This window comes from Candidatus Delongbacteria bacterium (genome assembly GCA_020634015.1).
GTDB lineage: Bacteria > CAIWAD01 > CAIWAD01 > CAIWAD01 > CAIWAD01 > JACKCN01.
In genome coordinates this window covers 493,582-518,213 of record JACKCN010000002.1, presented here as the reverse complement: position 1 = coordinate 518,213, position 24,632 = coordinate 493,582, and the positions used below count along the sequence as shown (strand labels likewise).

The following is a 24,632-nucleotide window of genomic DNA, read 5'->3' as shown; positions in this document are numbered from 1 at the left end:
GCCACTCCCCTCAGGCAGATTGCTGCTTGTCAAGTGTGGCTGGGATATTTGATTGAAGGTTCAGCAGATCCGGACTTCACACCTTGGTGGGGGTAGAATTGCGCACGCTTCAGATATGAGCCCATGACCAGTCAGACGCATGAATCCTGACGATCCGGGTCGAATGATCATTCGCTTGGATGGCTCATCATGAATCTTTGAGCTGCTTCCGGATTGTTTTCCAAGCTTATGACAGCCCTAAGCAAGCTGCTGCACCGGTTTGCACCAACTTCAGAATGCTTTCCGAATAGTGCAACGTGATTGACCCTGCAAAATGAACAGGAAAAAGCGTTTCAGGATTTCCGGAACGGATCGGAGCACTGCACGACTGTTCCCATTTCCTTCTGCCGGATTTCTGAAAATGCGGGACCGTGTAGGGCTGGGATCCATTCAGCTAGACCCGGCATCTGCACAGAATCACTCCGCTGAAATGCGCGAATACGGCACGTGGAAATACGTTCAGAATCTGGTGGCAGTGCCTGCCGAATTCCATTGATTGCAAAGTCAGTGCCAGATTCTCCTCGAGGAATACGATGGATTTCAGGTTTACCCTGAGCTTCGATTGTGCCGGTGGGTTCGTGCGGCCAGCCGACTTCCCCCCAGCATGCAGTCCGCACGTTGCTTTGTTGCAACACCCCTCTTGCACACGGGCTTCTTCATGGCGAAATGGAATTCTGGCTGGGCGGAGTGAGTAGAACCGAAACAGGTACTAATAACTGCGACACCTGTTGATGGCCAATTCCTGTGTCGCCAGTCAAGCAACATGGAGTCTACTACTACACCAAAGGGGAAGAGCAGGTGGAATTCAATTCCACTGGTTGTCAAAGGATAGAGTGCCCGATCGGGCCCCCGAAGAAGTCACAGGAGATTTTTCACCTTGAAGAATTCCGGCCCACCATCGTTGGTGGGCCGGAATCCTGTTGTCGCACATCAGCCTGAATCAGACAACGCATGATTCAGGTGATCATTCTAATCCAGTGTCCGGCAAATCCTGAAGCCTACGTCACGGTGGGGCAGCCCGGGATTGTAGGGGTGGAAGCGGATTCCACAGGTCTGATACCCAAGAGTATTGCTCCAGCTTCCGCCGCGACGGACCTTGCCGAGACCCGTGCTCGGTCCCACGGGATCAATCTGTGAACTGCTCGAATACAGGCTGAACCAATCGTTGGTCCACTCCCAGGCATTACCACCCATGTCCAGGAAACCCAGACTGGTTGCACCGGCTGGTGTCGATCCCACCGGGGCGAGCCACCCGACGCAGTAATCGCCACTGTCATAGTTCAGGATCGAACAATCGGGAACATCGGATCCCCACGGGAAGGGCCGCTCATCGTTGTACTGTGCCGCAAACTCCCATTCCGACTCTGTTGGCAAGCGGTAACCCGCCGCCTCATACGGATTGTGGGTACCGGGGACAAGCGACCATTCACCATTGTAATACGGCTCCAGTCCGGACATGAGGCTCAACCAGTCACAGTAACACGCGGCTCCGTGCCAGCTGACCGACGTCACCGGCAATTCGTCGCTTGGGCCGCCCTGGTAGATACCATCAAGCACCGGAATCAACAGAAAGTGCTCACCGTCAAAGGCAATCTGGCTGTCGCCACTGTCAAGATCCAACAGCTCGATGCCGTACGCCATGACCGATGTTTCAGTGGCCTGGATCAGCTCATGAGCCAGGGCCCAGACCAGTGCGTCCAAATACTGACGATTGGTGATCTCCGTCCGGCTCAGCTCGAAGGGATGAGTCAGTGTGACATCATGCACGGGCGTGGCATTTGAAGATCCCAATTGCCCCTGCTCGAAACTTCCAGCAGGAACCGGCAACATCTCCGGGATGGTGACGGTGGGCGCCAGATTCGTTCTGACGGTCCGGAAACCAATCCACGCAGCACTCCCGGCGGGCCTGCTGGCTTGACGTGTGGTAGCCATCGCATAGACAAGTGGCGCACTGCCGAAGTCGCTGCCCCTGCAAGCCCTGTTCAGGCCGGACGGCGGTCCGATGGGATCCACTGGTTCGGACAGCACATACTCAGTCGCAAAGTAGTCGTTCGTATACTCGAGTGCGTTGCCAATCAAATCATAGAGCCCAAGCAGGGACTTTCCATCTTCATACAGCCCCACGGATTTTGACCATCCAATGCAGTTGAGATTGGCCAGTCCGCATCCCAAAGGTTCCGTACTTCCCCAGGGGTACTCCCGCCCGTCGTCAAACCTGGCTGTGTATTCCCATTCCGCCTCCGTAGGCAAACGATATCCTGCGGCAGGATACGGATCATGAGCAGGACTCACGTCCCAGTTCCCCAGGTAGAATGGCGGAAGACCATCCCTCATGCTGCGCCAGTCGCAATAGCAGGCGGCACCATACCAGCTGACTTCCTTGACGGGATGGCGGGCGACTTCGTACCCATCTGGATACGCATGGCCAGGGCCACCGTATTCCGTGGAATGATTCACTTGGCGCAAGTTGAATTCTCCGGCGAGTCCATCGAATGCTATCTCACAATCCTCGTCGTTGAGGTCGAGAAGTTCACGCCCGTACGCTGTCACACTTGTATCACTAACGGCAACCATTCCGTTGTCCAGTGCCCATTGCAGCGCTTCGCGGAAATCCTCATTGGTCACTTCCGTGGCATCCATCCAGAAACTGCGTGAAATCTGGACCGCATGGGCGGACCCACGCCCAAGTGGGTCGGGACCCATGGTGAAGTTTCCCGCCGGAACCTGGATCATTCCAGTCACTGGCGACCCAAGCCCACTGCCAATCGTGACCACGCGATAGTTCGCCAGCAGATTGTTGGTTCGGGCCTGAGGCACGCGATACTCCGGCTCAGTCGTGATGGCCACACGCGTCTCAGGACCGGTCTGGAACCATGGCTGATCCGAAGCGTGTACTTCATAGTTCTGAATTGCGACCGGAGCGATTCCGTTGATGTCCACGAGTGGCTCCGACCAGCTGAGCAGTACACCAAGGGAATCGACTTGTGCATGTAGATCATTGATTCTTGCCAACGGTGTTCCCGACGTGACACGTCGCACCGTATTGGAACCATTGCTTTCATTTCCCGCACTGTCGAATGCCCACAGGCGGAACCAGTACTCCGTACCCGGCTGCAGGCCGGCGACGATGGTGGAACCCTGATTCTGGTTGGACAGCAATGGATCCTGCTGGGGACCCCAGACCGGGTCATCAGGTGTGACCTGATCATCCTGTGACACATGAATCTCGTATCGGTCAAAACTGAGGTCCTGGACCTGGGAGAACAACAATTCGATGGAGTTGTTGCCAGCCCCCGTGGCGAACAGTGTACTGGTTGGCGGCGGAGTCGTATCGGCTCTGACGATGATGCCAGCACCGGTCGAGGCAGTATTCCCGAACAGATCGCTGGCGCGAAACTCGACACGGTACACACCATCTTCCGGAAGGGCAAGCGGCTCCTGTACAACGATCATCGGCCCATTGCCGTATCCCGCCAACGATTGCCAGTCTTCCGCACCCCCACCAAATCCACCATTGTGATCCCAGTCCACACGCCATTCGATCGTGGATCCGTCGATGCCTGTTCCACTGTCACTGATCGTACAGCCGACAGTGGCTGCAAGCGAAGGCTGCCAGGCGGGCTCGGGTTGACCGCTGGGCAGAAAGTTCGAGAAAGCCGGTGGATCCAGATCGGCAAAGATCAGCACGAACCAGTCGTCGCTGATGCCCTCGATGGATCCGTCTCCCGAATATCCCCACTCGCCGCCATCGGTGCGTGCTCTGAATTCATATCGGAACATGCCATTCGAGTTGAATCCGACGGTTTCTGCAAGATCGATCTGTGACGCGGATGTGTACGGTGGCACGAATACCCATGATTCCGCCGCACCATCCAGATAGTCCCCATCTCCATTGGAATCCACACGCATCTGCAATTGGCTTCCAGCCACCCCCAGCGGGTGGCTCCAGGTGCATCCAATCTGACCAGTGACCTGCGTCCAGACAGCAGGAGGCTGGGATGGCACCGGATTGGACGCGACAGGTTCAACAGGCACACCGCTGAGCAGCAGGTTGTCCAGCCACCAGGACGCCCCCCCGATCTCGGGCGCGGCAGTGAATTGGAACGCCAGCCTGATGAAGGACGAGCCATCGGCCCAGGAAGAAATGTCACCATTGTAAGTGCCCGAGACAGAACCAGAAAAAACCTGCAGACTGTTCCACGAGAGGCCGTTGTTGATAGAATAACGCACGCTTGCAGTGGACCCTGCCTCGATATATTCGTGTTCGAATGTGAGCTGAAGATCACGCCACCATGACATGTCCAGGGTCGGGCTGATCAGCCATTCCTCGGATACCGGATCGAATGCAGAGTGGCTGGTGGACACAGCCCAATTGGAACCACCCAGATTCAGCGGTGCCCAGGGAACGGTTCTCTGTCCGCTGATTGACTGCACGGTCCACCCTGTGGGCAGAGCTCCCGTGTGATCGAAATTCTCGGAATATGCCGCAGGTATTTCCGGGGCCGCACAATCCATGTTTCCATCCAGACCCGGCCAAACGATGGGGGAATTCGGCGGATCCGCCGGTCCCTCGAAAAAGACCATTTCGAACGGGGCGAAGTTGATGGTGGAACTGCCCACATTGTTTCCGCATTCAAAACTGAGTGTCATGCTGGTGAAGTACCCCGCGCCCACCTGGGAGTCATTGGTCCACACGGCATGGTACATCTCGGGAAAGCCGGAAGGACCGGACATCACGGCATTGAAACACCCCAGAGGCTGGCCCGAGAAGGCATCAATGCATCCAATTACCTGCGGTGCTCCATGTCCTGCAGGCAGGAGCAATGGGTCGAAGTCAATCTGGTACTCGCCGAAAGCACTGGATGCCATCAGCAGAACCCAAAACCATCCACAAGTTTTCATTCCTTCGCTCCTCTCCGATAATGCGCCCTGGACTGGCAGTTGCTGAATTCAGGTGATTTTTGATTAGTGTTTCCGGTCGGGCATGCAACATCAGGCAGCAAACCCTGGCCTGCCCTCTTCCTCGATGGAATCTGCATCACGTGCCCGCGGGTACCGGACGATTCTGGTGGAATACTCAAGCACTGCTTCCGGGCAAAGGAACAGGAATGTGTACCCTGCTGAGTTCAGCGATGACTTGCATCGTGGGTTGCCCGCTCTGGCGGAGTATTGTCACTGCCCATCCCGGAATCTCAGTCCCATCCGGACTGCTGTGAGTCACGACCAGGCCCAAGTGCAGTCCACAATCAACTCAAGGCCGAATGGAATAGTCGACAGCCCAGAGTCAGTCCCTATCGGAGCCGCTGTCGACAATGCGGAAAGTGAGTGTTGATTGAGCAAGCGCAACCACTGACTTCAGACTGATCCTGCATCTCCATCCGGACCCGAACTTCGCCAGCCAAGCCATGTATGCAGCGCTGCATCAGTTTCAGGATCGAATCAATTCCTTTGGCACCCGAGTCGCCAATCTTGTGAACTCACCGTTCCCATTCAAGACCAATGAAAGCAGAACCGAACATGGCTCAAAGCTGATCGAGCATTCTGACGGCACCCTGAAAATGAATACGCCGGCCCGCCGGGGGACGGGCCGACACTGATGATCCGGTATGGAAGGCGCCATCTACCGGACCGTTCATCACTACCCAATCAGCCTGCCGCCAGAACTCTTCGCTGCTTTGGTCTGCCGAATCGCTTCGCAAGAGCTGTGCCATTGATTGCCTGAAAATCCGGTCGCAATCAGCTTTGGGCCTTGATGCCGCAACTGGATAGTGTCCTGATTGCCAGATCTCCCTGTTGCAGAAAATCAACACCGCCGGAATTCTGCAAGCCCGTTTGAAGTCTTTGCATGGCCAGCTGGGCCAACAGGGTGGCTGCGAATCAGAAGCCCACCTTGCGCTTGTTCCAACAGTTTCTGCAACCCACGGGATCTGGCCGTTCGCTGAGCGCACTGACATTTTCTTCAGGAATCAAGTTTCATTCTCTGGTATTCGCTTCCGTTTCCTATTCTGGAATTCCCCCTCACACACAGAAAACACGGTCAGTGATAGGAAACAGCATGATGAACTGGAAAATCACCAGAGCTCTGGGGTATGGGCTTCTGTTGGCAAGTCTCTCCGTCCTGCATGGCTGCACGGAAGACAGCACGGAAGACAACACTGCCAACTACGCCTGGTCGGGCACGATGACCGCCAGGGTAGCTGGCGTCGTCACCGATTTCGGCGACCAGGTCTGGCTGGAGGAAATCAATGGCGGCGACGCCTGGGTGATCGGCAATTCGGGGCAGACCCAGTTGCAGTTCTACCTCCCCAGTTACGCGACGGGCATGTTCAGCACCGACGACGGCGGCATGGGCGCCTATGTGCCGGATACCGGCATCTCCAACTACGATTACCACACGCGCGCAGGCCAGCTGAGCACCATCCCGGGCATCGTCAGCGGCTGGATCAATGTCACCACGGCCACTGCGTCGCAGTTTGCTGGTGGCTTCGCGTTCTACATGCTGTCCGACCCCAGCAGCAGTGACACCCTGTACATTTCCGATGGGCACTTCGATCTGAGCTACGGCCCGCCGGCCACTCCCGACAGCCCGGTGGGCATCTGGCAATACACGGAAGCCGGAGTGGAGCAGGAAACGCTGGAGTTTCTGGCCAATGGAACCGTCCACGAGGTCTACGCCGATTACCTTGACCGGAGCTGTGACAGTGAGAACGGCAGCTGGACCCTCGATGGCGACACGCTGGTGGTGACCCTGGGCGCGGAGACCGATCGCCTGGCCTGGTCGCTGGAAGGCAGCACCCTCAGCGTCTGGAATGCGGAGGTGTCGCCCGCCGTCGTGTTCCAGGCTGTCGGCAGCATGCCCAGCTGCGAGGACTATGACTTCGGCAGCAGCACCGGCTGGACCGGCACGCTTTCGGCCACCGTGGATGGCACACCCATGGAGTTCGGCTCGCATGTCTGGCTGGAAACCATCATGGGCGGCGACGCCTGGGTCATCGGCGATGCGGGCGATCACCAGCTGCAATTCTACATCGCCAACGCCAGCCCGGGCACGTACTCAGCCAATTTCGCCGGCGACCAGGGCATGGGGCGCTATGTGCCTGACACCAGCGTGCCGGGCTACGACTACAGCAACCCGGTCGGTGAGTACAACACGAACTTCCCCGGAGCCAGCGGTTCCATCGTGATCACGCAGGCCTCGGCCACACAGCTGACGGGCAGCTTCTCCTTCGTGGTCACCAACGCCACGGGCGACGCGATCACGATCAGCAATGGCGTGGTGAACATCCAGATGCCGCCGGAGCCGACACCCGCGGGTCTGTGGCAGTCCAGTGTGCTGAATGACCACGAGGACACGATCGAGTTCGCCGAGGGCGGCAGCTACACGCGCGTGCAGGCGGACTGGATTGCCGGGGAATGCGGCAGCACCTCGGGCGTGTGGTCCTCGGACGCGACCCACATCTATACCGATACCGGGGCGAACCAGGTCACCCTGGGCAGCTGGTCGCTGACCAACGGAATGCTGACGATTGACTTCGGCGGCAGCAGCCGGACCTATCACTCGGTGAACACACTGCCCAGCTGTGACGACTACAACTTTGACCCGCTGGCCAATGTCTACGGCTTCTGGCAACGCGGCGGCACGGGAGTCTGGGAAGAAACCGTGGGCATTCTGGAAGACCACACCTTCCTGGTCACGGTAGGCGAACTGCAGGAACAGACCTGCTTCGAGGTGATCGGCACCTGGCAGCAGGACGGCGACTCCCTGCGGATCACCTACACCCAGAACTTCGGCCCTCTTGCCTGGCGCTTCTCCTCCGGCGGATCCAGTCTGGTGCTCAGTGCCCCCGGCGTGGGCAATGCCAGCTACCAGCGCGTGCAGGACATGCGCTACTGCACGGATTTCGGTTGGGAGAGCGGTCCTCCGGTGGGCATCTGGCAAAGCGCGAATCCGGGCGTTTTCGAGTACACGGTCGAGTACTCCCAGAACGGCGACTACGGCCTGACCTACGCCAACTTCCAGGAAACCTGGTGCTACGAGGAAGCCGGCAGCTGGACCGCGAGCGCCGACTCGCTGTTCCTGCACTTCCCCGAGTCCGACCAGAGCCTGGCCTATGTGCGCTGGGGCAACAACCTCTTCGTCACCTACCAGGACGGCAACTGGAGCCTGCTGACCCGCGTCGACGACCGCCCCTTCTGCTCCGACTACGGCCTGGGCGGCAGCCCCGCGGCTCCCGATGACAGCACCCATCCCGTGTCCGGCATGGGTTTCGGCCCGGCGTTCCAAAAAGAAAGTGCCTTCCGCCTCGCGAACTGAGCGCGGTGCGACATCCTTTTTCGAAAAACACAGGCGGGGGCATTTGCCCCCGCCTGTTCTGTTGTCTGATTGTCATTCCGAGGACCCAAGACTGCACCGGCAGGGATTGAGTCCCGAGCGTTGGTCACTGGGTTGCTCAACGTGTGGCAAGCAGTGTGGATTCCGACCATTGGGGAATACCAGGAATCCCGGGACAATACCCCGCGTGCTACCGTGTTCTGCAGACTCGGAATCCCAGGCCATAGGTCAAACGTATCGGAGCTCTCGAGTCGCGGCTGGCGCTGCGCATATTGTCTGCTGTGAGGCCCCAGCCACCGCCCCTCATACACCGATTGAAACCGCTTCCGGGCCCCAGTGGGTCCACTTGCGCATCATTGGAATAGTCTCCATACCAATCATTGCACCACTCCCACACATTGCCCGCCATATCCTGCAATCCCAGTGTATTCGTTCCCATCCCGTAACTACCGACAGGGGTACTCCAGCCAACACACAGGTTGAAATTGGCGTGCATGCACTCCACAGGATCGGTATCACCCCAGGGATAGATTCTGTTGTCATCGTATCGGGCCGCGTATTCCCATTCGGCTTCCGTAGGCAGGCGGTAACCCCGTGATTCGTATGGACTGTTGGCTTGCAGCACTTCCCAATTGCCATCGTATGTCAATGGCAACCCTTCCATCTGGCTTTTCCAGTCACAGTAGCAGGCCGCGCCGAACCAGGAAACGAACTGTACGGGATGATTCGCCGGATCATATCCATGCGGATAGGCATTCCCGGGGCCAACTCCGTAACCCATCGTGTCATCGGTTCCTGCATGGATCCCGAACCGTTCGCTTTCTGCATCAAAAGGGATCTCCAGCCTCCCTCTAACATAATCCCCAACATGGATCAGGTACTCCCCGTGTTGCTTGATGAACTCTCCCTCGACAGTGACAAGACCCTGGTCGTACGCCCACTGCAGAGCCTCGCAGTACTCCTTGTTGGTCACCTCATGAATTCCCAGCAGGTAGGCGTTGCTTAGTGCGACCTGGCGCGGTGACTCTGCAACAGCAGGATCTCCCATCGTAAACTGGCGAGCAGGAATGCTGACCATGGCTGGCAGGTTTCCTACGCCGCCCCGTACTGTCACACGCATCGTTCCGACATGCACCTCCACGGCATCGTCGACCTCCACCGTGATCGAATAGGCTCCGGATGTCGGAGGCGCTCTCCACAGCACCGTCATCCCTGCGGTTCCAGAGGGAAAGTAGCCTTCAGTACTGCTCCAGCTGCACTCCGGCGTGTTCCAGCCCGAATGTGTGACCTCGCAACTCAAGGTCGTCAGTCCACCCGGAGGCACGGTGGCGGGGATCGCCCTCAACTGCAGCTCCAAGGGTCCGCCCTCACTGCCGTCGCTGTCGTCCTCGCAGGAAAGAGTCAATAGCAGGCAGGTCATGGTGACCAGCAGCAGCCGGGGCATGCGGAATGTATCGTGTCGCACCATGATGCACCTCCCTGGCCTACAGACGGACGTGAATACTCGGACTCTTCGACAAGGGGTTGTCCTGTTTCAATTCTCCGGTGAACCTGCCCGATCTTGAGCGATCCGGATCAAGCGGGGGATACCGCCGGTGGCATATGGCCACCAGCGGGTCATTGCCGCCACAGTATGGGCGGACCGGACAATCGTCGGGACCCTCGCTGGAAGCGAACCGGAACACCGGCCCGCACGGCCGCGGCGTCCGTGGAGGCCGCGGAACGGCCGGTCAAGGGTGCTGCAGAGACGGACGCCGATGTTGTTGTTCGTGTTCGACGGGGTGTTGTTGTTGCGGTTGGCACAGCGCAGGTTGGTCGCGCTGTTGTTCCAGTTGCCGCCCCGGATGACACGGTTGGAGCCGCCTTGGACGATCGCCCGTGAAAATCTGCCGCCGCAGCAGCGTAGTGTTCCAGTATTTCAGATTGGCAAGCAGACTTTGGCCGTTTGCCATCAGAGCTTCGTCGTCCACCCGGCCCTGCCAATGCGCCCATTCCCGCCTTGCCAATTTGCACAGGCTTCGCTTGAGGTTCTGACGGCGCAGGCGATTGGTCCCGGCAAAAATCCTGATTCCCAGGAAACCCATCCCATGGCAACGCTGGTTGAGGCGCGTGGCACCTGGCTTGAGTTCGAGGCCGCGCTCGCAGCGCAGCCACTCGACCAGCCGCGGCCGCAGCTCTAGCAGCACGGTCTTGTCATCCTGGAAAGCACGAAGTCGTCCATGTAGCGCACCACGCCAGGCAGGGCGAGCTCGTCTGCCAACCACCGATCGAAGCCGTCTAGGTAGACATTGGCCAGGAACTGGCTGGTCAGGTTGCCGATGGGCAGGCCGGGCAGACGCGGATCGGCATGCAGCACACGCATGAGCAGTTCGAGCATCCGCGTGTCCGTCAGGCGCTCGGCCACGAGGCGCAGCAGTGTCTGCAGATCAATGCTGGCAAAGCAGGAGCGGATGTCGCTCTTCAAGTACCAGCGATGTTCGCGCAACAGGCCCTGGGCGCGGCGCACAGCGCGGTGGGTGCCTTTGCCCTTGCGCGTGGCGTAGGAATCTGGATCGAAGCCCGGCTCCCAGAGCGGCTCGAGCATTGCGACAAGGGCGTGATGCACCACACGGTCGCGAAGGGGCGCCTCGGCTATCAGCCGGAGCTTGGGTTCGCGTACGGTGAACAAGCGGTAGCCACCGGGCCGGTAGCGACCGATGAGCAGCTCATCCTCCAGGCGCAGCAGCTCGGGTTCGAGCTGGAAGCCGAAGGCCAGACAGGCCGCGCTGCCGCCCGCCCCGCGCCGGGCGCGCCGCCAGGCCTCAAGCAGAGTCGAAAAGGAGAAGGCTTGATCGAAGCCAGGCACTTTGAGCGGTTCATCAACTGGCGGCATGCTTGAGCCAGCCTCCCGCCATGCGCCCGGCTTTCAGCAATTCGCGGGCCGCAAACTCATACTGCGCGTCGCTCAGATAGCGCCGGTGATGGGCCAGCCGCACCAGCACGGGCAGCTTTTCGAGGATCAGGTTCAGTCGCTGCAGGATGGGCAGCCGATTCTTGGTATAGGTCGCCTCGATCACCGCCTCCAGCGCGTCCAGTGCCAGATTGGCCATGCGCTGGGCCAGGGTGAATCGCGCGTCTTTGGGGAAGCGCTCGAGCCGGTCGAGTAGCCAGTCGAGGAGACGGTTCCAGTGCTCGAAGAGTGGCAGCTCAGAGCTCATCGGGGGCCTCGACAGCCGTGTCGACGTCGGTCGCGGTCGGGCCGCCCAGTGCGCCCCTGTCAGTCGCTTCGCCAGTTTCCAAGTCCCTGAGCTCTTCATCACCCGGGCTGGTCAGCTGGCCCTCCAGGGAATTGTCACTCGCCGGGGCCGCCTGCGATTGCGGGCTCGCTTTGCCCGCCACACCGGCAGCCGATGCATCTTTTCGCAGCAGCTAGAGCAGCGCCGGCCCATAGCGCTGCAGCTTGGCCTTGCCGCTGCCGTGGATCGAGCGCATCGCCTCCAGCGACTGGGGCCGCCTCCGGGCCAGTTCCTCCAGCTCGCGGTTGGTGGCGATCACATAGGCCGGCAACCCCTTGCGCTCGGCCTCGGCGAAGCGCCATTCGCGCAGGCGCTTGAAGCGCGCGGTCTGCTCCTCGTCAAGGCTCTCAGGCAGGATCACCTTGCGCTCGGCCTCTTCGACCTCCAGCCGGACTGTCCACCAGGCCTTGCACCGCCAGCTGAAGAACTCCGCGCGCTTCTGCGTCACCTGTCGGCTCAGGCAGAAGCGGTTGAGCTCGTCTTCCTGAAACAGCTCTCGCTGGGTGTCGAAGGGCAGGGTGAAGATGCGTACCGGCATGAGGCTTACCTCATCGCGCGCTCGCGGCGGCAAGCCGCCGCGAGCACCCAAGACCCGTCCGCGCTCGTCCCCTGAGCAGGGCCGCGACTGGCGCGTGCCCAAGCCCCCTCGCCCCTGCTGCGCCGGGTGTGGGGGGCCAAGTCACGCGCTCTGCAAAGGGTAAGAGGGTAAGAGCGCATAGGGTTACTCGAGAGTCCTGCAGAGACGGAAGCCGATGAAGAAGTCCATGTGCGCGGGGGGGGCGAGAAAGCGCGAGGAGCAACGGAGTTCGCTATGGTCGCTGACCCAGGCCCCGCCCCGGAGGACACGGAAGTAGCCGCTTTCCGGGCCCTGCGGATCCGATATCGTCCCTGCACTGTAGTCCGCGTGCCAGTCATTGCACCACTCGTACACATTTCCCGCCATGTCCTGCAGTCCTGCCGCGCTGTCTCCTGCCGGATCACTGCCCACGGGGACGGTCCACCCGACGCAGCCAGCGTTCGTCCAGTGATTCGCGCGGCTGCAGTCCGGTGACTCCGGCCCCCACGGATACTCACGCTCGTCGAACCCGTACATGGCCTCCTCCCACACTGCCGAGTACTCCCACTCGGCTTCCGTTGGAAGCCGGTAGCCCGCTGCCATGTAGGGGTTGTTGAGACTCGGCGTCTGGTTCCACTGCCCGTTGTAGTACGGAGGCAGCCCTTCCATCATGCTGCGCCAGTCGCAGTAACAAGCTGCCCCGTACCACGAGACTTCCTTCACGGGGTGAGGTCCGGGGTCGTACCCCCCCCCGGGATAGGCAAAGCCTGGACCCGAGCAGCATGTGCTGAAGGTTCGCGCCACCAGGGCGAACTGCTGAGTACCACTGTCAAAGGCGATCTCGCAATAGTCGATTGCGTCGAGGTCGAGTAGTTCCACCCCGTAGGCCTGCACCGTATTCGCTGTCACACTGACGCCTGTCAGATCAGAGTGCTCGAAGGCCCACTGCAAGGCTTCCAGGTACTCCTGGTTGGTGACCTCGGTGCGACCCAGCAGCAAGTCGTGAGTCAGGGTTACCTGAGGAATAGGGTACTCCCAGCCTTCCTGGCCCATCATGAAACTGCCTGCGGGGAAACTCAAACCGACAGGTCTGGTTGAATGACCGGCAACAACATGGAAAATGCCGATTCCATTGGACGCCTCTGGTCCCCAACCTTCAGCAAGATCCAATGTGAAACTCGTATCAGGAATCATCGCCAACAGCGAGTCCGATGCTTCGAGCCGGGTTCGCCCGTATACATGATATCGAGTAGCATTGGGGATTGGGTTCCAGCAGAGTTGAACCGTTGCAGGCTCGGACTCAGGCAAGACCCTGATCGTAAGCACAACCGGCTCGTGAAGCAGTGAACCTTGTGCTTCGAAATTCTGTCCGGTCTGATTTGATAACATCTGGTAATACGCCCGGCTGGCCGGAACAAACTCCCAGTCCTCTTTGGCAGGCGTCAAGGTTCCTGACCACCCGTGTTCTACAAGGATCGAGAAACAGCCACCAGCATCCGATTGCATTACTCCGATCCCACTGACATTGATCCCAACATCCGGAACACCATTCCCTTGTTCGTCCTGAATCATACCGGAAAGGCTGTATTGCTGAACTGAACCCGAGAAATCCTGTTCATACACATCTACCGCTAGCCCAGTGTATGAGCGCAATGGCGGATCGAAACTCCAGCCGAACCTGACCGGAGTGACCGTCCCGGTCCAATCATATGGCACCATCATGTTGTAGTCACCGAATTCGTTGCTGTTCGTGGTGCCCAGACCACTGAACTGCAAGAGTACATCTACGAGGGGTTGACCTTCCGAGTCGAGGACCGTACCCGAAAACTGCATTTCGTAAGTGTACGCCAAGTAATCTTCGCCAGTCCGATTGCCCCCCAGGTTGCTATAGCTCCGGCTCACGGGGTTGAAATTCAATCCCTCAGCAAGGGGAGTGGCAATCCCCGTCCAGCCGAGTGGAACCGTTTTCGTGTACGCACCGCTTGGACCTGAATGCGCGCTGCCCAGTCCGCTGAACTCGATCTCAATATCCGAAAGACCCGCCGAGGAAGGATCATGTACCCATCCTGAAATCTCCAAACCCGTTTCTTGACCAATGAAGTCTCCGAGGTACTGATCGCCGCTGAGATCCGTTATCAGACTGTACGAAGGCGTGAATGTCCATCCTGACCGGCTTGGTACACACATGCCAGACCAGCCGCAATCCAGCCACTGTTCGAAGTATCCTCCATCATCCGTATACACCGACACACCGGAGTCCGGGAAACTCATCCGAACGCCGGGAATGGGACTGTCATTTTCATCGAGGGCGGATCCGCTGACAATGTAAGGTGGGTTGTCTTCTCCCTCGAAATCCTGGTAGGGTACATCTGCGACAAGATTCGTGTAGGAGTAGCCGGATGGATGCATGTGCATGCAGTGTGCCGACGAGCTCGAGGTTCCGGACCATCCATACGGAACCTGCTGGGAGTACTGGCCTGTTGGGCTGATGGCGATGGTACCGAGCCCAGAAAAGCTGACCGTCGCACCGGGAATCGGTGTTCCCCAACCTTGATAGACCTCCCCGGAAATTGTGACAAATTCCGTACTGACCGAAGGTCCACTCAGGAAGTTTGTCGCCTGCTCCCGGTCACCGCTGCCAATCCCAACTGCGGTGAGGATTCGATCATCCAGCACAAGAGTTTCTGAGTCCCCCGCACGGATCCCGGAAGCTCCCGGATCCGTCAATACTCTTTCGTACTGAGCTCGGCTTCTGGCCACTCCAATCTCTAGGCTGTCGATTTCCTGGATGCTTGTGGTGGCGTGGCACTGGCCAAACAGGAAAAACACCAAGCCAATCGACTGAAGCAGTTCGGGTTGGTTCATTTTGATCCTCGCATCGAAGCATTACTTCTGAACGTCCGATTTGAGACACGGAAGCAGAAGAGAAGTAAACACCAGCGGAAGGTTTTCTGGGGATTCACACGTACCCGCTGAAGATCCGGATCTCCATTTTAAATGATACCAGAAACACCCTTCCTGTGCAATTCCCGGCTGGCGCTCGAAGTTTTGCAATCTGCGGCCGCGGGGAATCACGCGGCGAGATGCCGGCATGTGCCTCATGTCGAGCGGACCCAGCTATGGACAGATCTCATTCCCGATCGGCAGTGGCTTGTTCCTTCGATCGCTGCCAGAACATGTGGCTTATCAATTCATAACGGTGCGCTGGTTCGGGCGGCCTGCTCAGGGCGATTGCTGCACTGGCCCACTCAGATCGAACTCGAATCCGGAAGATCCCGACATGATCCGCAGTCCTGCACTTCCATGCGCGCCAACATGACCTGGTTTCCACCTGATCGGCCATCACCACGAGAACACACTCCCTGATTGCCATTTTCGTGGCGGTGCTTCACAGTGAGCCTATGCTTCGTGCTATCGTGCCGACGGAGTCCACGGCGAGCAACGTGTCACGCAGCAAGGGTCCATTCTTTTGGAAGGCTCATGTTGGGCGTCGAAGGGCAGGGTGAAAATGCGTACTGGCATAAGGCTTACCTCATCGCGCGCTCGCGGCGGCAAGCCGCCGCGAGCGCCCAATACTCGTCCGCGCTCGCCCCTGAGCGGGGCCGCACCCGGCGCGTGCCCAGGCCCCCTCGCCCCTGCGGCCCCCGGAGCGCAGTCCCACCGGCTGAGCGGTTTCGCCCCGGAGAATCTGCCACCCTCGCGCAGCGCCTTCCGCCGCGAGGACTGAGCGACCACACCGATTCCGCGACCAAAACACAGGCGGGGGCATTTGCCCCCGCCTTGTCGTTGCAGTCCATCCCTTCTGGTCAGAGAGCCGGCTGTCCCTTCCCGAACACCTCCCGCAGCCGGTCCGCCCTCAGGCGGGCCATGCGGCGGCCGTCCCCGCTCTCGCCCGAGGACTGCTGACTCGTCCAGACTACGGGATTAGAGTCTGGTCTGAAGTCACCCTGACTCTTAGTTCGATGATTGCCATCCTCCAACGGTGAACAACTGCTCCACGTCTGTCGTTGTCAGCAGCCTGCGATAGATTCGAACATCGTCCAAGATTCCGTTGAACGGACCTGGGAAGGAACCCGGTTGCTGGCCCATTTGCAATGCGGACCCAGACGAGACAGCAGGCAAGATACTTGGAACCAATGACCAGACGACGACTGTTTCCTCGCCATCGATCCAGAATCGAGAATTGCTCCGACTGGTGTAGTCGTGGCTTACCACGATGTGGTGCCATTGCCCGTCATTGATTCGCGCATACTGGTTCACAGTATGGAAGGAGCCATAGGCCGGAGCAGGAGAGCCCGAAGGAACCGAGAAATTGAAACTCAGTCCTCGCCCGTCCGGCTTGATCCCGCAAAGGAAATGGATCCCATTTTCGCTCGGAGTCCGTTTCACGACTGGGAAGCTTTCCGCCAAGGAGGAACCACTGCGACGAATCCAGAAGGAGATCGAAACAGCTTCCGTGATCGCATCCAGCGCCGGCGAGGTCGGCATGCTTATCACGCTTGTGCTGTCAAGAAACTGCATCGCGGACACAGGTGAACCGAACCGATCAGCAACTAACACCGCCCCTTGCACCAGTCCATTAATTCCATTCCCACTCTCATCCATTGCTGATCCACTGAATGGAAAGTAAGCTGCCAATCCACTCCCCAAATATGGCTCGGACTTGCAGAGACGGAATCCATATCGGCGATTGATGTCAGATGGTGCAGTACTGTTGCGCTTGGCACAAGCAAGGTATACATCGCCACCATCCCAGCTGCCTCCACGAATTACACGTGTTGAGCCGGTAACAGGTCCTGCGGGGTTTACTTGAGCGTTGCTGCTGTAACTAGCGGACCAATCGTTGCACCACTCCCAAACATTACCCGCCAAGTCCTGCAGACCCAGAGCATTGGCGCCGCTGGGGTGACTCCCTACCGGACAGGTCCAGCCCAGACAATGGGGGAGTGGATTGTAGTTTGCCAATTCACATGTTGGGATGGCAGAGCCCCAGGGATAGGCACGCTCGTCATCGTGTTGAGCAGCATACTCCCACTCTGCTTCTGTCGGCAAGCGATAACCAGTCACCAGATATGGATCATTGGGAATGGGAATCTGGTTCCAAGCACCGTTATAGTAGGGGGGCAATCCGTTCATCTGACTCAGCCAGTCGCAGTAACACGCAGCTCCGTACCAAGACACAAACTTGACGGGGTGGTTCGCCGACTCATAGCTTGTGGGATAGGCAAAGCCGGGCCCCCACCCCCCACCCGCGCTGTAAGTTCCCGCATTCAAGTAGAACTGCTGTGAACTTGGATTGTAGCGGATCTCGTAGCTATCAACTCCGCTTTGGTCGATGCGCAGGAGGTTCTCATTGTACTGTTGCACATAATCCCCAACCACCGATACCAGACCTTGTTCCATTGCCCAGTTCAAGGCCTCCAGATATTGAATGTTTGTGACTTCCGTGCGTCCCAGAAGGAAATCGTGAGTCAGCGCAACAGAGTGCTCAGGCGTGGCCACGTCTTCTTGGCCCATCATGAACTCGCCGGCCGGGATCATGACCATTGCTTGTGGGGAATTCAGCCTGCTAACTCGGAAACCCAGATTGTTTGCGCCGTATGAAGGAACAGCTGTGTTGTCGCGACGTGCGCTTGGTAAGTAGTTAGCACCGTTGAACCAGCTGCCTCCATGCCTGACGCGATAAGTGCCTCCACTCGGACCAGCTGGGTTTGTTTGTGCGACACTGCTGTAGTCCGATACCCAGTCATTGCACCACTCGATCACATTCCCCGCCATGTCCTGCAGGCCAAGAAAGCTGGCACCTGCGGGATGTGTGCCAACCGGACTGGTCCAGCCCACACAGTAATCGCTGTTGGCAAAATTAGCCAGCTCACAGGAGGGAAGGTCGGAACCCCAAGGGTATTCCCGCTCCTCATTGTATTGAGCAGCATACTCCCACTCTGCTTCTGTCGGCAAGCGATAACCAGTCACCAGATATGGATCATTGGGAATGGGAATCTGGTTCCAAGCACCGTTATAGTAGGGGGGCAATCCGTTCATCTGACTCAGCCAGTCGCAGTAACACGCAGCTCCGTACCAGGACACAAACTTGACGGGGTGGTTCGCCGACTCATAGCTTGTGGGATAGGCAAAGCCGGGCCCCCATCCCCCACCCGCGCTGTAAGTTCCCGCATTCAAATAGAACTGCTGTGAACTTGGATTGTAGCGAATCTCGTAGCTATCAACTCCGCTTTGGTCGATCCGCAGGAGGTTCTCATTGTACTGTTGCACATAATCCCCAACCACCGATACCAGACCTTGTTCCATTGCCCAGTTCAAGGCCTCCAGATATTGAATGTTTGTGACTTCCGTGCGTCCCAGAAGGAAATCGTGAGTCAGCGCAACAGAGTGCTCAGGCGTGGCCACGTCTTCTTGGCCCATCATGAACTCGCCGGCCGGGATCATGACCATCAGGGATTCAGGATCATGGCTGATTGCTGTCACCGAGTAGAAGCCCAAGACTGAAACCTGGGACTGCCAGTCCCACCCTGTTGGCAATGTCAGCTCCCAGTTTGTTGCAGTAGTAGTCGTCAGCAGTGAATCAGTGCCCGCGTAGGTTGTCCGCCCACGAACCTGGTAGTAGCTGGCACCCTCCACCGGCGTCCAGCTCAGCTGCACCTGTGTGTTGACGCCATCACTCACTGCACCAAGCGACAACTGCGGAGTGTCGAGGGCTTGCGCACCGCAAGCGAGGGTCAAAACAATAGAGAGTACTGGAAACATTTGTGTCATGAAAGCCTCCGAAATATGGTTGACAATGTCTGAGCCGTATCCAAACTGCGTGAGACAAATCGGCCAGCCTCAATGAGCGAAGCACCAGGATCTTTCACGCACCTCCTCCCGATGCAATTCGTTTTCATGTCTCTATCACTTCAGCAAATGAGTGCTCATGTGTTGCAAGTTCAATAGTTCATGAATGCTCTATGGATTGTCGAAGGGTTCACGTCCAGAGCTTTCGCTGCCGCCGTTATGTTTCCATTCAATGCATCCACAGCCTTGTGGAAGTAGGCGCGAGTGAACACGCGCTTCGCCTCGATGTACGGCATTATGTCCGGAACCAATACCGACAGAGGATCAACTGATACAAGCGAGGATGCAGTGTGATCGTTTGATTGTGAAAGCGCCGGGATCAAGGCCATCAGTTCAGCCGGGCTTCCCATCTGGCCTTCCTGGTGATAGTAGTGCACGATCAGATTGAGCACGGTGTTGTGCAACTGGCGCACATTGCCAGGCCATAGACGTGTTTCTAGGAACTGGAGCACATCTTCACTGATCGGACGGAAGGGCAGGCTGCGCTTGCTCAGTTCCTGATACAGGAAAGCCTCGGCGAGCAGGCGGATGTCACGCCCGCGCTCACGCAAAGGAGGGCAGTGGAGCTGCAGGATCGAGATACGCTCATACAGGTCCTGGCGGAATTCACCTTCCTGCACGCGGGCCCTCAGGTCCTCGTTGGTGGCGGCGATCACCTGTACATCCACACGCCTCACCTGGTTGCTGCCCAGGGCATGGATCTCACCCTCCTGAAGAAAGCGCAGCAATACCCCCTGGGTCTCGATGGGAAGAAGGCCGATCTCGTCCAGGAAGAGCATGCCCCCATCGGCTTCGTCAGCCATCCCGGGCCGTTTGTGATCGGCTCCCGTGAAGGCTCCGCGCTCGTGGCCGAAGAGTTCGTCGCGAATGGTTTCGGCGCGCAGGCTTGCGCAGTTCAAGACCCGGAATGGCTTGTCTGCGCGAGGCCCCAGACGCTGCAGCTCACGACAGACAAGTTCCTTGCCGGTCCCGCTTTCCCCCGTGATCAGCACCGGACTCTCCCAGGGCGCGATGTTGCGCAGCCGGGCTTTCAGTTCCAGCATTGGAGAACTGATGCCCAACACTGGATCATCCGTTGGCCGGAAGATGCGCTCCCGCTTGAGTCGCTGATTCTCAAGCGCACCGCGCAAGGCAATGAGAAAAGGATTGCGACGGATCGGTTTGGCCAGAAAATTGAAGATGCCGTGGCGGATCGCCTGCTGGAAGTTCTGTACGCTGACTTCACTGGTGAAAATCAGCACCGGCACATCCAGCCCTTCAGCACGCAAGCGTGCCAGCAGATCCAGACCACTTTCCTGCTGGCCCCTGAAGTCCAGATCCAGGATCAGGGCATCGGGCTTCCACTCCGTACATTCCCGATGTCCGTGCGCCAGATCCAGGCAGGATCGAAAGCGGATGGCGTACGGTGACAGCAGGCTTCGAATCGCCTCACAGATGCTGGGGTCGTCATCGATCATCAGCACTCGGCCACGCAGACCATCATCTTCCAGCGATGGGTCGTGCGTATCCGGGCTGGAGTCGGAGTGGGTCATCATTGGAGTCATCTCCTCAGGGATTGGCGAGAACCGTGCCAATTGATGCGTGCAGCCATCATTCGGGCAACTGATTGTTTTGAATGAAATTGTACTGGCGAGCAGGCATTGTGGAAAGTCTGGTGACGGTTTGGCGCAGGAGTTTCCGCAACGGCAGCGCAGCCATGCAAGAGCACAATGATCAACTCAGGACCGAGCGGACGATTGGCCCTTGAATGTGACGATGGCCGTCAGCCCGCCCGCTCCGCTATTGCTCAAGAGGAGATCGCCACCCATCCTCTCCAGGACCCGTTTGACGAAGTACAAGCCGAATCCTGTGCCCTTGGCTCGCGTGGTGTAGCCGGGCTCAAGCACGCGTGCCAGATTGGCTTCGGGAATGCCCGGGCCATTGTCTTCAACTCTCAGAGTGCTGCCCTCAGGACCACTGCTCAGAGTCAGCAGCAGTCTGCCCCGACCTTCCATTGACTGAGCCGCGTTCAACAGCAGCTCGAACAGGGCCAGTTGGAGCACATCGCCCTCGGCCTCGGCCACATGGCTGACTGAGCTGTCGTACACCAGGCGTGTGTCAAGCTCGGGCCAGCCCATGCTCTCCAGTTCGCTCATTGCGGCTCGCGCAATGTCGGGCAGGCTTACGGGACTCAGCTCGAATTCGGTTCGGGCCATGCCCATGAAGCGGGTTATCAGCTGCAGGCTGCGTTCGACCTGACGGTCGATCTCGCCCAGGGCGTGTCGCACTCTCCCTGCCACTTCAGGGGGCAACATGGGCAGTGCATCTTCAATACCTTCGGCCTGCAGGCGGATGGGCGTGAGAGGTGCCTTCAGGTCGTGGGCCATCACGGCCAGTTTCATCAGGAACAAGCGTTGCTGCTCATTCTCGCGTGCATGAGTGACATCATTGCCCATCAACTGGATCCAGGAGCTCCCGAATCGACGTGGCACCTGACGCATGCTCCAGCGCAGATCCCGGCCTCGGTACTGGGCTTCCATGGGTTGCGCCAACAGCCATTCCGGATCCGGAATCCGATCTCCGTTGTCCTCGAGGATCTCCTCCAGCAGATCATTGGCATACACCAGACGATTCCGGTCGTCCAGCAGTCCGGTCGCGGCCTCCTGCTGGGGCACCAACCTGCGCAACAGTCTCTCCTGGGCGAACATCCGGATTCCCAGAAGCAAGAGGAAAACCACGATACCCGGCAACAAGCTCGCGAGCAGGAAAGGGTGTGTGATCCAGCGATGGATGAATGACACAGGCTGAAGCACAAAGGTCCTGGCGCGACTGATTCCGATCTGTGTCGTGCTTCGCAGCCAGGTCAAGCGCCGGGGAAGATCCGCCGCAGGCGGCTGCTCCAACCATACTCGCCCCCCCTTGATGGAACTTGGCAAGCGCATGAGCAATCGCCCATCATGGCAACGGACAAGTGCCATGTTCGCACCGTCCCAGATCACCCAGCTGTCTCCGCTGGAGCGGACGGTGGCAAAACGGCTCAGCGGCAACTCGTAGAGTTTTCGTGCCCGCAACTGGGAAGGTGTCGCGACCCAGACCTGATGTTCTCCGTCGAACCAGAGAAGCTCATCTCCACAACGAACCGGCTGTGTTGGATTCTGCAGTGGCAATTTTTCCGCGAGTGCCAGAGAATCGGTCCAGCTGTCCCAGACCAGAAGGGTCGGTGTGGCTTCCTGTCCATCATAGAGCTGGCCACCGGTCAGCATGACATGCCTTTGATCCGGAAACAGAGTCGCACGCATGCTCTTGAATGCAGCCATGTGCCTGTGCCTGACAATACCGCTGTCTGGGTCCACCAGAAACATCCAGCTGCCCGTGTCAGGAAAGCCGCCCAGTGTGTTGCCGTTGTTCGAGCCACTGCCGTATGCCAGCAGCAATTGCCGTCCATCCGGCATGCGTACGGCCAGGGTATCTGCCAGGCTCATCCCCACTCCGGCCGGGACAAGCGTGAGGTGACTGAAGTCCTGCATGTCCGTGATGACGGCACCACGCCAGGCCATGAAGTTTCCCCAGAGTGGAATCAACAGGCGGCTGGTCCCCGGGAAGCGGATCGGCAAACCGCAAATGGCTGGAAATGCAATATTGGACAAGTCTGCTCGTGTTCCATCGAACAGCAGGGTGTCCTCTCTTGAAGAATGCCCTTCCTTGTCAATCGTCAGTCGCGAGAACCAGACGGTTGAGTCAGTTCGCGACGTGGTGTGGATCAGGATCCCGGTCGCTGCCTGTACCGGGTCCGCCTGACCCACCACATGCTTTCCAGGAAAATAGAACTGGAAGTCCGCCTCAGCCCGGCTTGAGTCATCCGGGAGCATGTTGACGACCAAGCTGGCCTTGTACGACGGATTCATGGTGTGTGACACCCAGTCCAGCCAGCCGTCGTTGCTGAAGTCAAAGGTCCCGAAGGGTTCGACGACATCGGATTCCTCGAGGACCTCGGCTGTCAACAAGGGGCTTGGTTTGAGCCACAGCTCGCCAATCAGGCCTGCGACCAGCGCGAACAGAAGCAATGTCCCGACTCCCCGCAGCAACCAGCTGCCGAGGGATTGCAGGAAAAAGTTCCTTCGGCGGATTTGAATCCAGGGGCGCGACGTTATCGTGACTCCTTGCCTGGCGCCTGCAGATTCACCCGAACCGCGACACCTCCCTCAGGTCGATTGTGAATCTCGATTCCGCCACCCATCCTCTCCAGCACTCGTTTGACGAAGTACAAGCCGAATCCGGTGCCCTTGGCGCGCGTGGTGTAGCCGGGCTCAAGCACGCGTGCCAGATCGGCTTCGGGAATACCCGGGCCATTGTCCTCAACTCTCAGAGTGCTGCCCTCATGACCACTGCTCAGAGTCAGCAGCAGACTGACCTGACCTTCCATTGACTGAGCCGCGTTCAACAGCAGCTCGAAGAGAGCCAGTTGGAGCACATCGCCTTCGGCTTCGGCCACATGGCTGACTGAGCTGTCGTACACCAGGCGTGTGTCAAGCTCGGGCCATCCCATGCTCTCAAGTTCGTTCATTGCAGCTCGCGCGATGTCGGGCAGGCTTACGGGACTCAGCTCGAATTCGGTTCGGGCCATGCCCATGAAGCGGGTGATCAGCTGCAGGCTGCGTTCGACCTGACGGTCGATCTCGCCCAGGGCGTGTCGCACTCTCCCTGCCACTTCAGGGGGCAACATGGGCAGTGCATCTTCAATACCTTCGGCCTGCAGGCGGATGGGCGTGAGAGGTGCCTTCAGGTCGTGGGCCATCACGGCCAGTTTCATCAGGAAGAGTCGCTGCTGCTCGTTCTCGCGCTCAAGACTCAGGTCTTCTCCTTCGAGGATGGTCCAGGGCTTTCGTCCACGGCTGCGCACATGCAGCCGGCGATGCCAGATCATCCGGCGGAGTCCATCCTCCAGGCGCAGTGGAGCCGGCTGTGATCCATCGGCCAGAGACAACAAAGATGCGACTCGGGCTGGATCGGACAGCTCCTCGGCGAAAGCTGAGTTCTCATAGACCAGCCGCAACGATCCATCGAAGATTCCAACAGCACGATTGCCCGGTTGCAGAACCTGACGCAACAGAGTTTCCTGGGTGCCAAGCCTGCGGGCCAGCAGCAGAAGGAAAACCAGACTTGCTATGGCCAGCGCCCAGCGGGACAAGGCGTTTGACATCACCCGTTCGATCAACGGGATCTCCAGGAGTCGCAAACGAAGGACCGTATACAGATCGTTCGTGGATAGACAATGAATCAGGAGGATGGATCCTGGAGCAAGCACATGCCCCTCTTCGAGAGCAGCAGACAACACCCTCGCATCGAAGGGCATTGACGCGAGCTGCCGTCCCTCGTGGCTGAACAACTTGGCATGTTTGGCTGGGGTGACAGAAAGCCATGCTCCGCCCACGGGCCGACTCGTCCACGTATCCTGCAACGGCAACCGTGCATTCTGCCGTGGTTGCGAATCGTTGGGAGCCAGCGTCCACAGGCCTCCATCTTCGCCCAGAAACCAGATGGACTCACCCATCAATTGGAACTGACCTCGGCCCGCATGGAGCACACCACTCCAAAGCAG

The 24,632-nt window shown here is 58.6% G+C and carries 13 protein-coding genes; 2 read left to right on the top strand and 11 right to left on the bottom strand.

Annotation, left to right across the window (positions count from 1 at the left end; translation table 11 throughout):
* Positions 1-1,008 precede the first annotated feature (1,008 nt).
* A complete protein-coding gene (locus tag H6678_06200) occupies positions 1,009-4,404 on the bottom strand; it encodes an SUMF1/EgtB/PvdO family nonheme iron enzyme (protein MCB9473384.1) in 3,396 nt (1,131 codons plus the stop codon).
* A 1,690-nt stretch (positions 4,405-6,094) separates the two neighbouring features.
* Here H6678_06200 and H6678_06195 point away from each other — a divergent pair.
* Positions 6,095-8,353, top strand: coding sequence for a hypothetical protein (locus H6678_06195; protein ID MCB9473383.1), 2,259 nt, complete (start codon positions 6,095-6,097; stop codon positions 8,351-8,353).
* A 208-nt stretch (positions 8,354-8,561) separates the two neighbouring features.
* Here H6678_06195 and H6678_06190 read toward each other — a convergent pair whose 3' ends face one another.
* Both H6678_06190 and H6678_06185 read right to left on the bottom strand, forming a co-directional pair.
* Complete coding sequence (locus H6678_06190; protein ID MCB9473382.1) at positions 8,562-9,839, bottom strand: SUMF1/EgtB/PvdO family nonheme iron enzyme; 1,278 nt, start codon at positions 9,837-9,839, stop codon at positions 8,562-8,564.
* A 66-nt stretch (positions 9,840-9,905) separates the two neighbouring features.
* Positions 9,906-10,244, bottom strand: a complete 339-nt coding sequence (locus tag H6678_06185; protein ID MCB9473381.1) for an SUMF1/EgtB/PvdO family nonheme iron enzyme — start codon at positions 10,242-10,244, stop codon at positions 9,906-9,908.
* Between H6678_06185 and H6678_06180 the strand changes: the two genes are divergently transcribed.
* Positions 10,129-10,551: a hypothetical protein gene (locus H6678_06180; protein MCB9473380.1), complete on the top strand. Its 423-nt coding sequence runs from the start codon at positions 10,129-10,131 to the stop codon at positions 10,549-10,551. The genes H6678_06185 and H6678_06180 overlap by 116 nt on opposite strands.
* Here H6678_06180 and H6678_06175 read toward each other — a convergent pair.
* From H6678_06175 to H6678_06140, 8 genes are all read right to left on the bottom strand, one after another.
* The gene (locus tag H6678_06175; protein MCB9473379.1) at positions 10,548-11,243 is read right to left on the bottom strand and encodes a group II intron reverse transcriptase domain-containing protein; all 696 of its coding nucleotides are present in this window, start codon (positions 11,241-11,243) and stop codon (positions 10,548-10,550) included. The two genes, H6678_06180 and H6678_06175, sit on opposite strands and share 4 nt — an antisense overlap.
* Positions 11,230-11,568, bottom strand: a complete 339-nt coding sequence (gene avd, locus H6678_06170; GenBank protein MCB9473378.1) for a diversity-generating retroelement protein Avd — start codon at positions 11,566-11,568, stop codon at positions 11,230-11,232. The genes H6678_06175 and avd overlap by 14 nt, the downstream gene beginning before the upstream one ends.
* 211 nt (positions 11,569-11,779) lie before the next feature.
* A complete protein-coding gene (locus H6678_06165; protein MCB9473377.1) occupies positions 11,780-12,184 on the bottom strand; it encodes an HRDC domain-containing protein in 405 nt (134 codons plus the stop codon).
* Positions 12,185-12,367: 183 nt separating this feature from the next.
* Positions 12,368-15,067 (bottom strand): SUMF1/EgtB/PvdO family nonheme iron enzyme, encoded by a 2,700-nt coding sequence (locus H6678_06160; GenBank protein ID MCB9473376.1) that lies wholly within the window; start codon positions 15,065-15,067, stop codon positions 12,368-12,370.
* 1,089 nt (positions 15,068-16,156) lie between these two features.
* Positions 16,157-18,976, bottom strand: coding sequence for an SUMF1/EgtB/PvdO family nonheme iron enzyme (locus tag H6678_06155; GenBank protein ID MCB9473375.1), 2,820 nt, complete (start codon positions 18,974-18,976; stop codon positions 16,157-16,159).
* Positions 18,977-19,146: 170 nt separating this feature from the next.
* Complete coding sequence (locus tag H6678_06150) at positions 19,147-20,589, bottom strand: sigma-54-dependent Fis family transcriptional regulator (protein ID MCB9473374.1); 1,443 nt, start codon at positions 20,587-20,589, stop codon at positions 19,147-19,149.
* A 183-nt stretch (positions 20,590-20,772) separates the two neighbouring features.
* Positions 20,773-23,097: a HAMP domain-containing histidine kinase gene (locus H6678_06145; protein ID MCB9473373.1), complete on the bottom strand. Its 2,325-nt coding sequence runs from the start codon at positions 23,095-23,097 to the stop codon at positions 20,773-20,775.
* Positions 23,098-23,180: 83 nt separating this feature from the next.
* Positions 23,181-24,248: a HAMP domain-containing histidine kinase gene (locus H6678_06140; GenBank protein MCB9473372.1), complete on the bottom strand. Its 1,068-nt coding sequence runs from the start codon at positions 24,246-24,248 to the stop codon at positions 23,181-23,183.
* Positions 24,249-24,632: the final 384 nt, after the last annotated feature.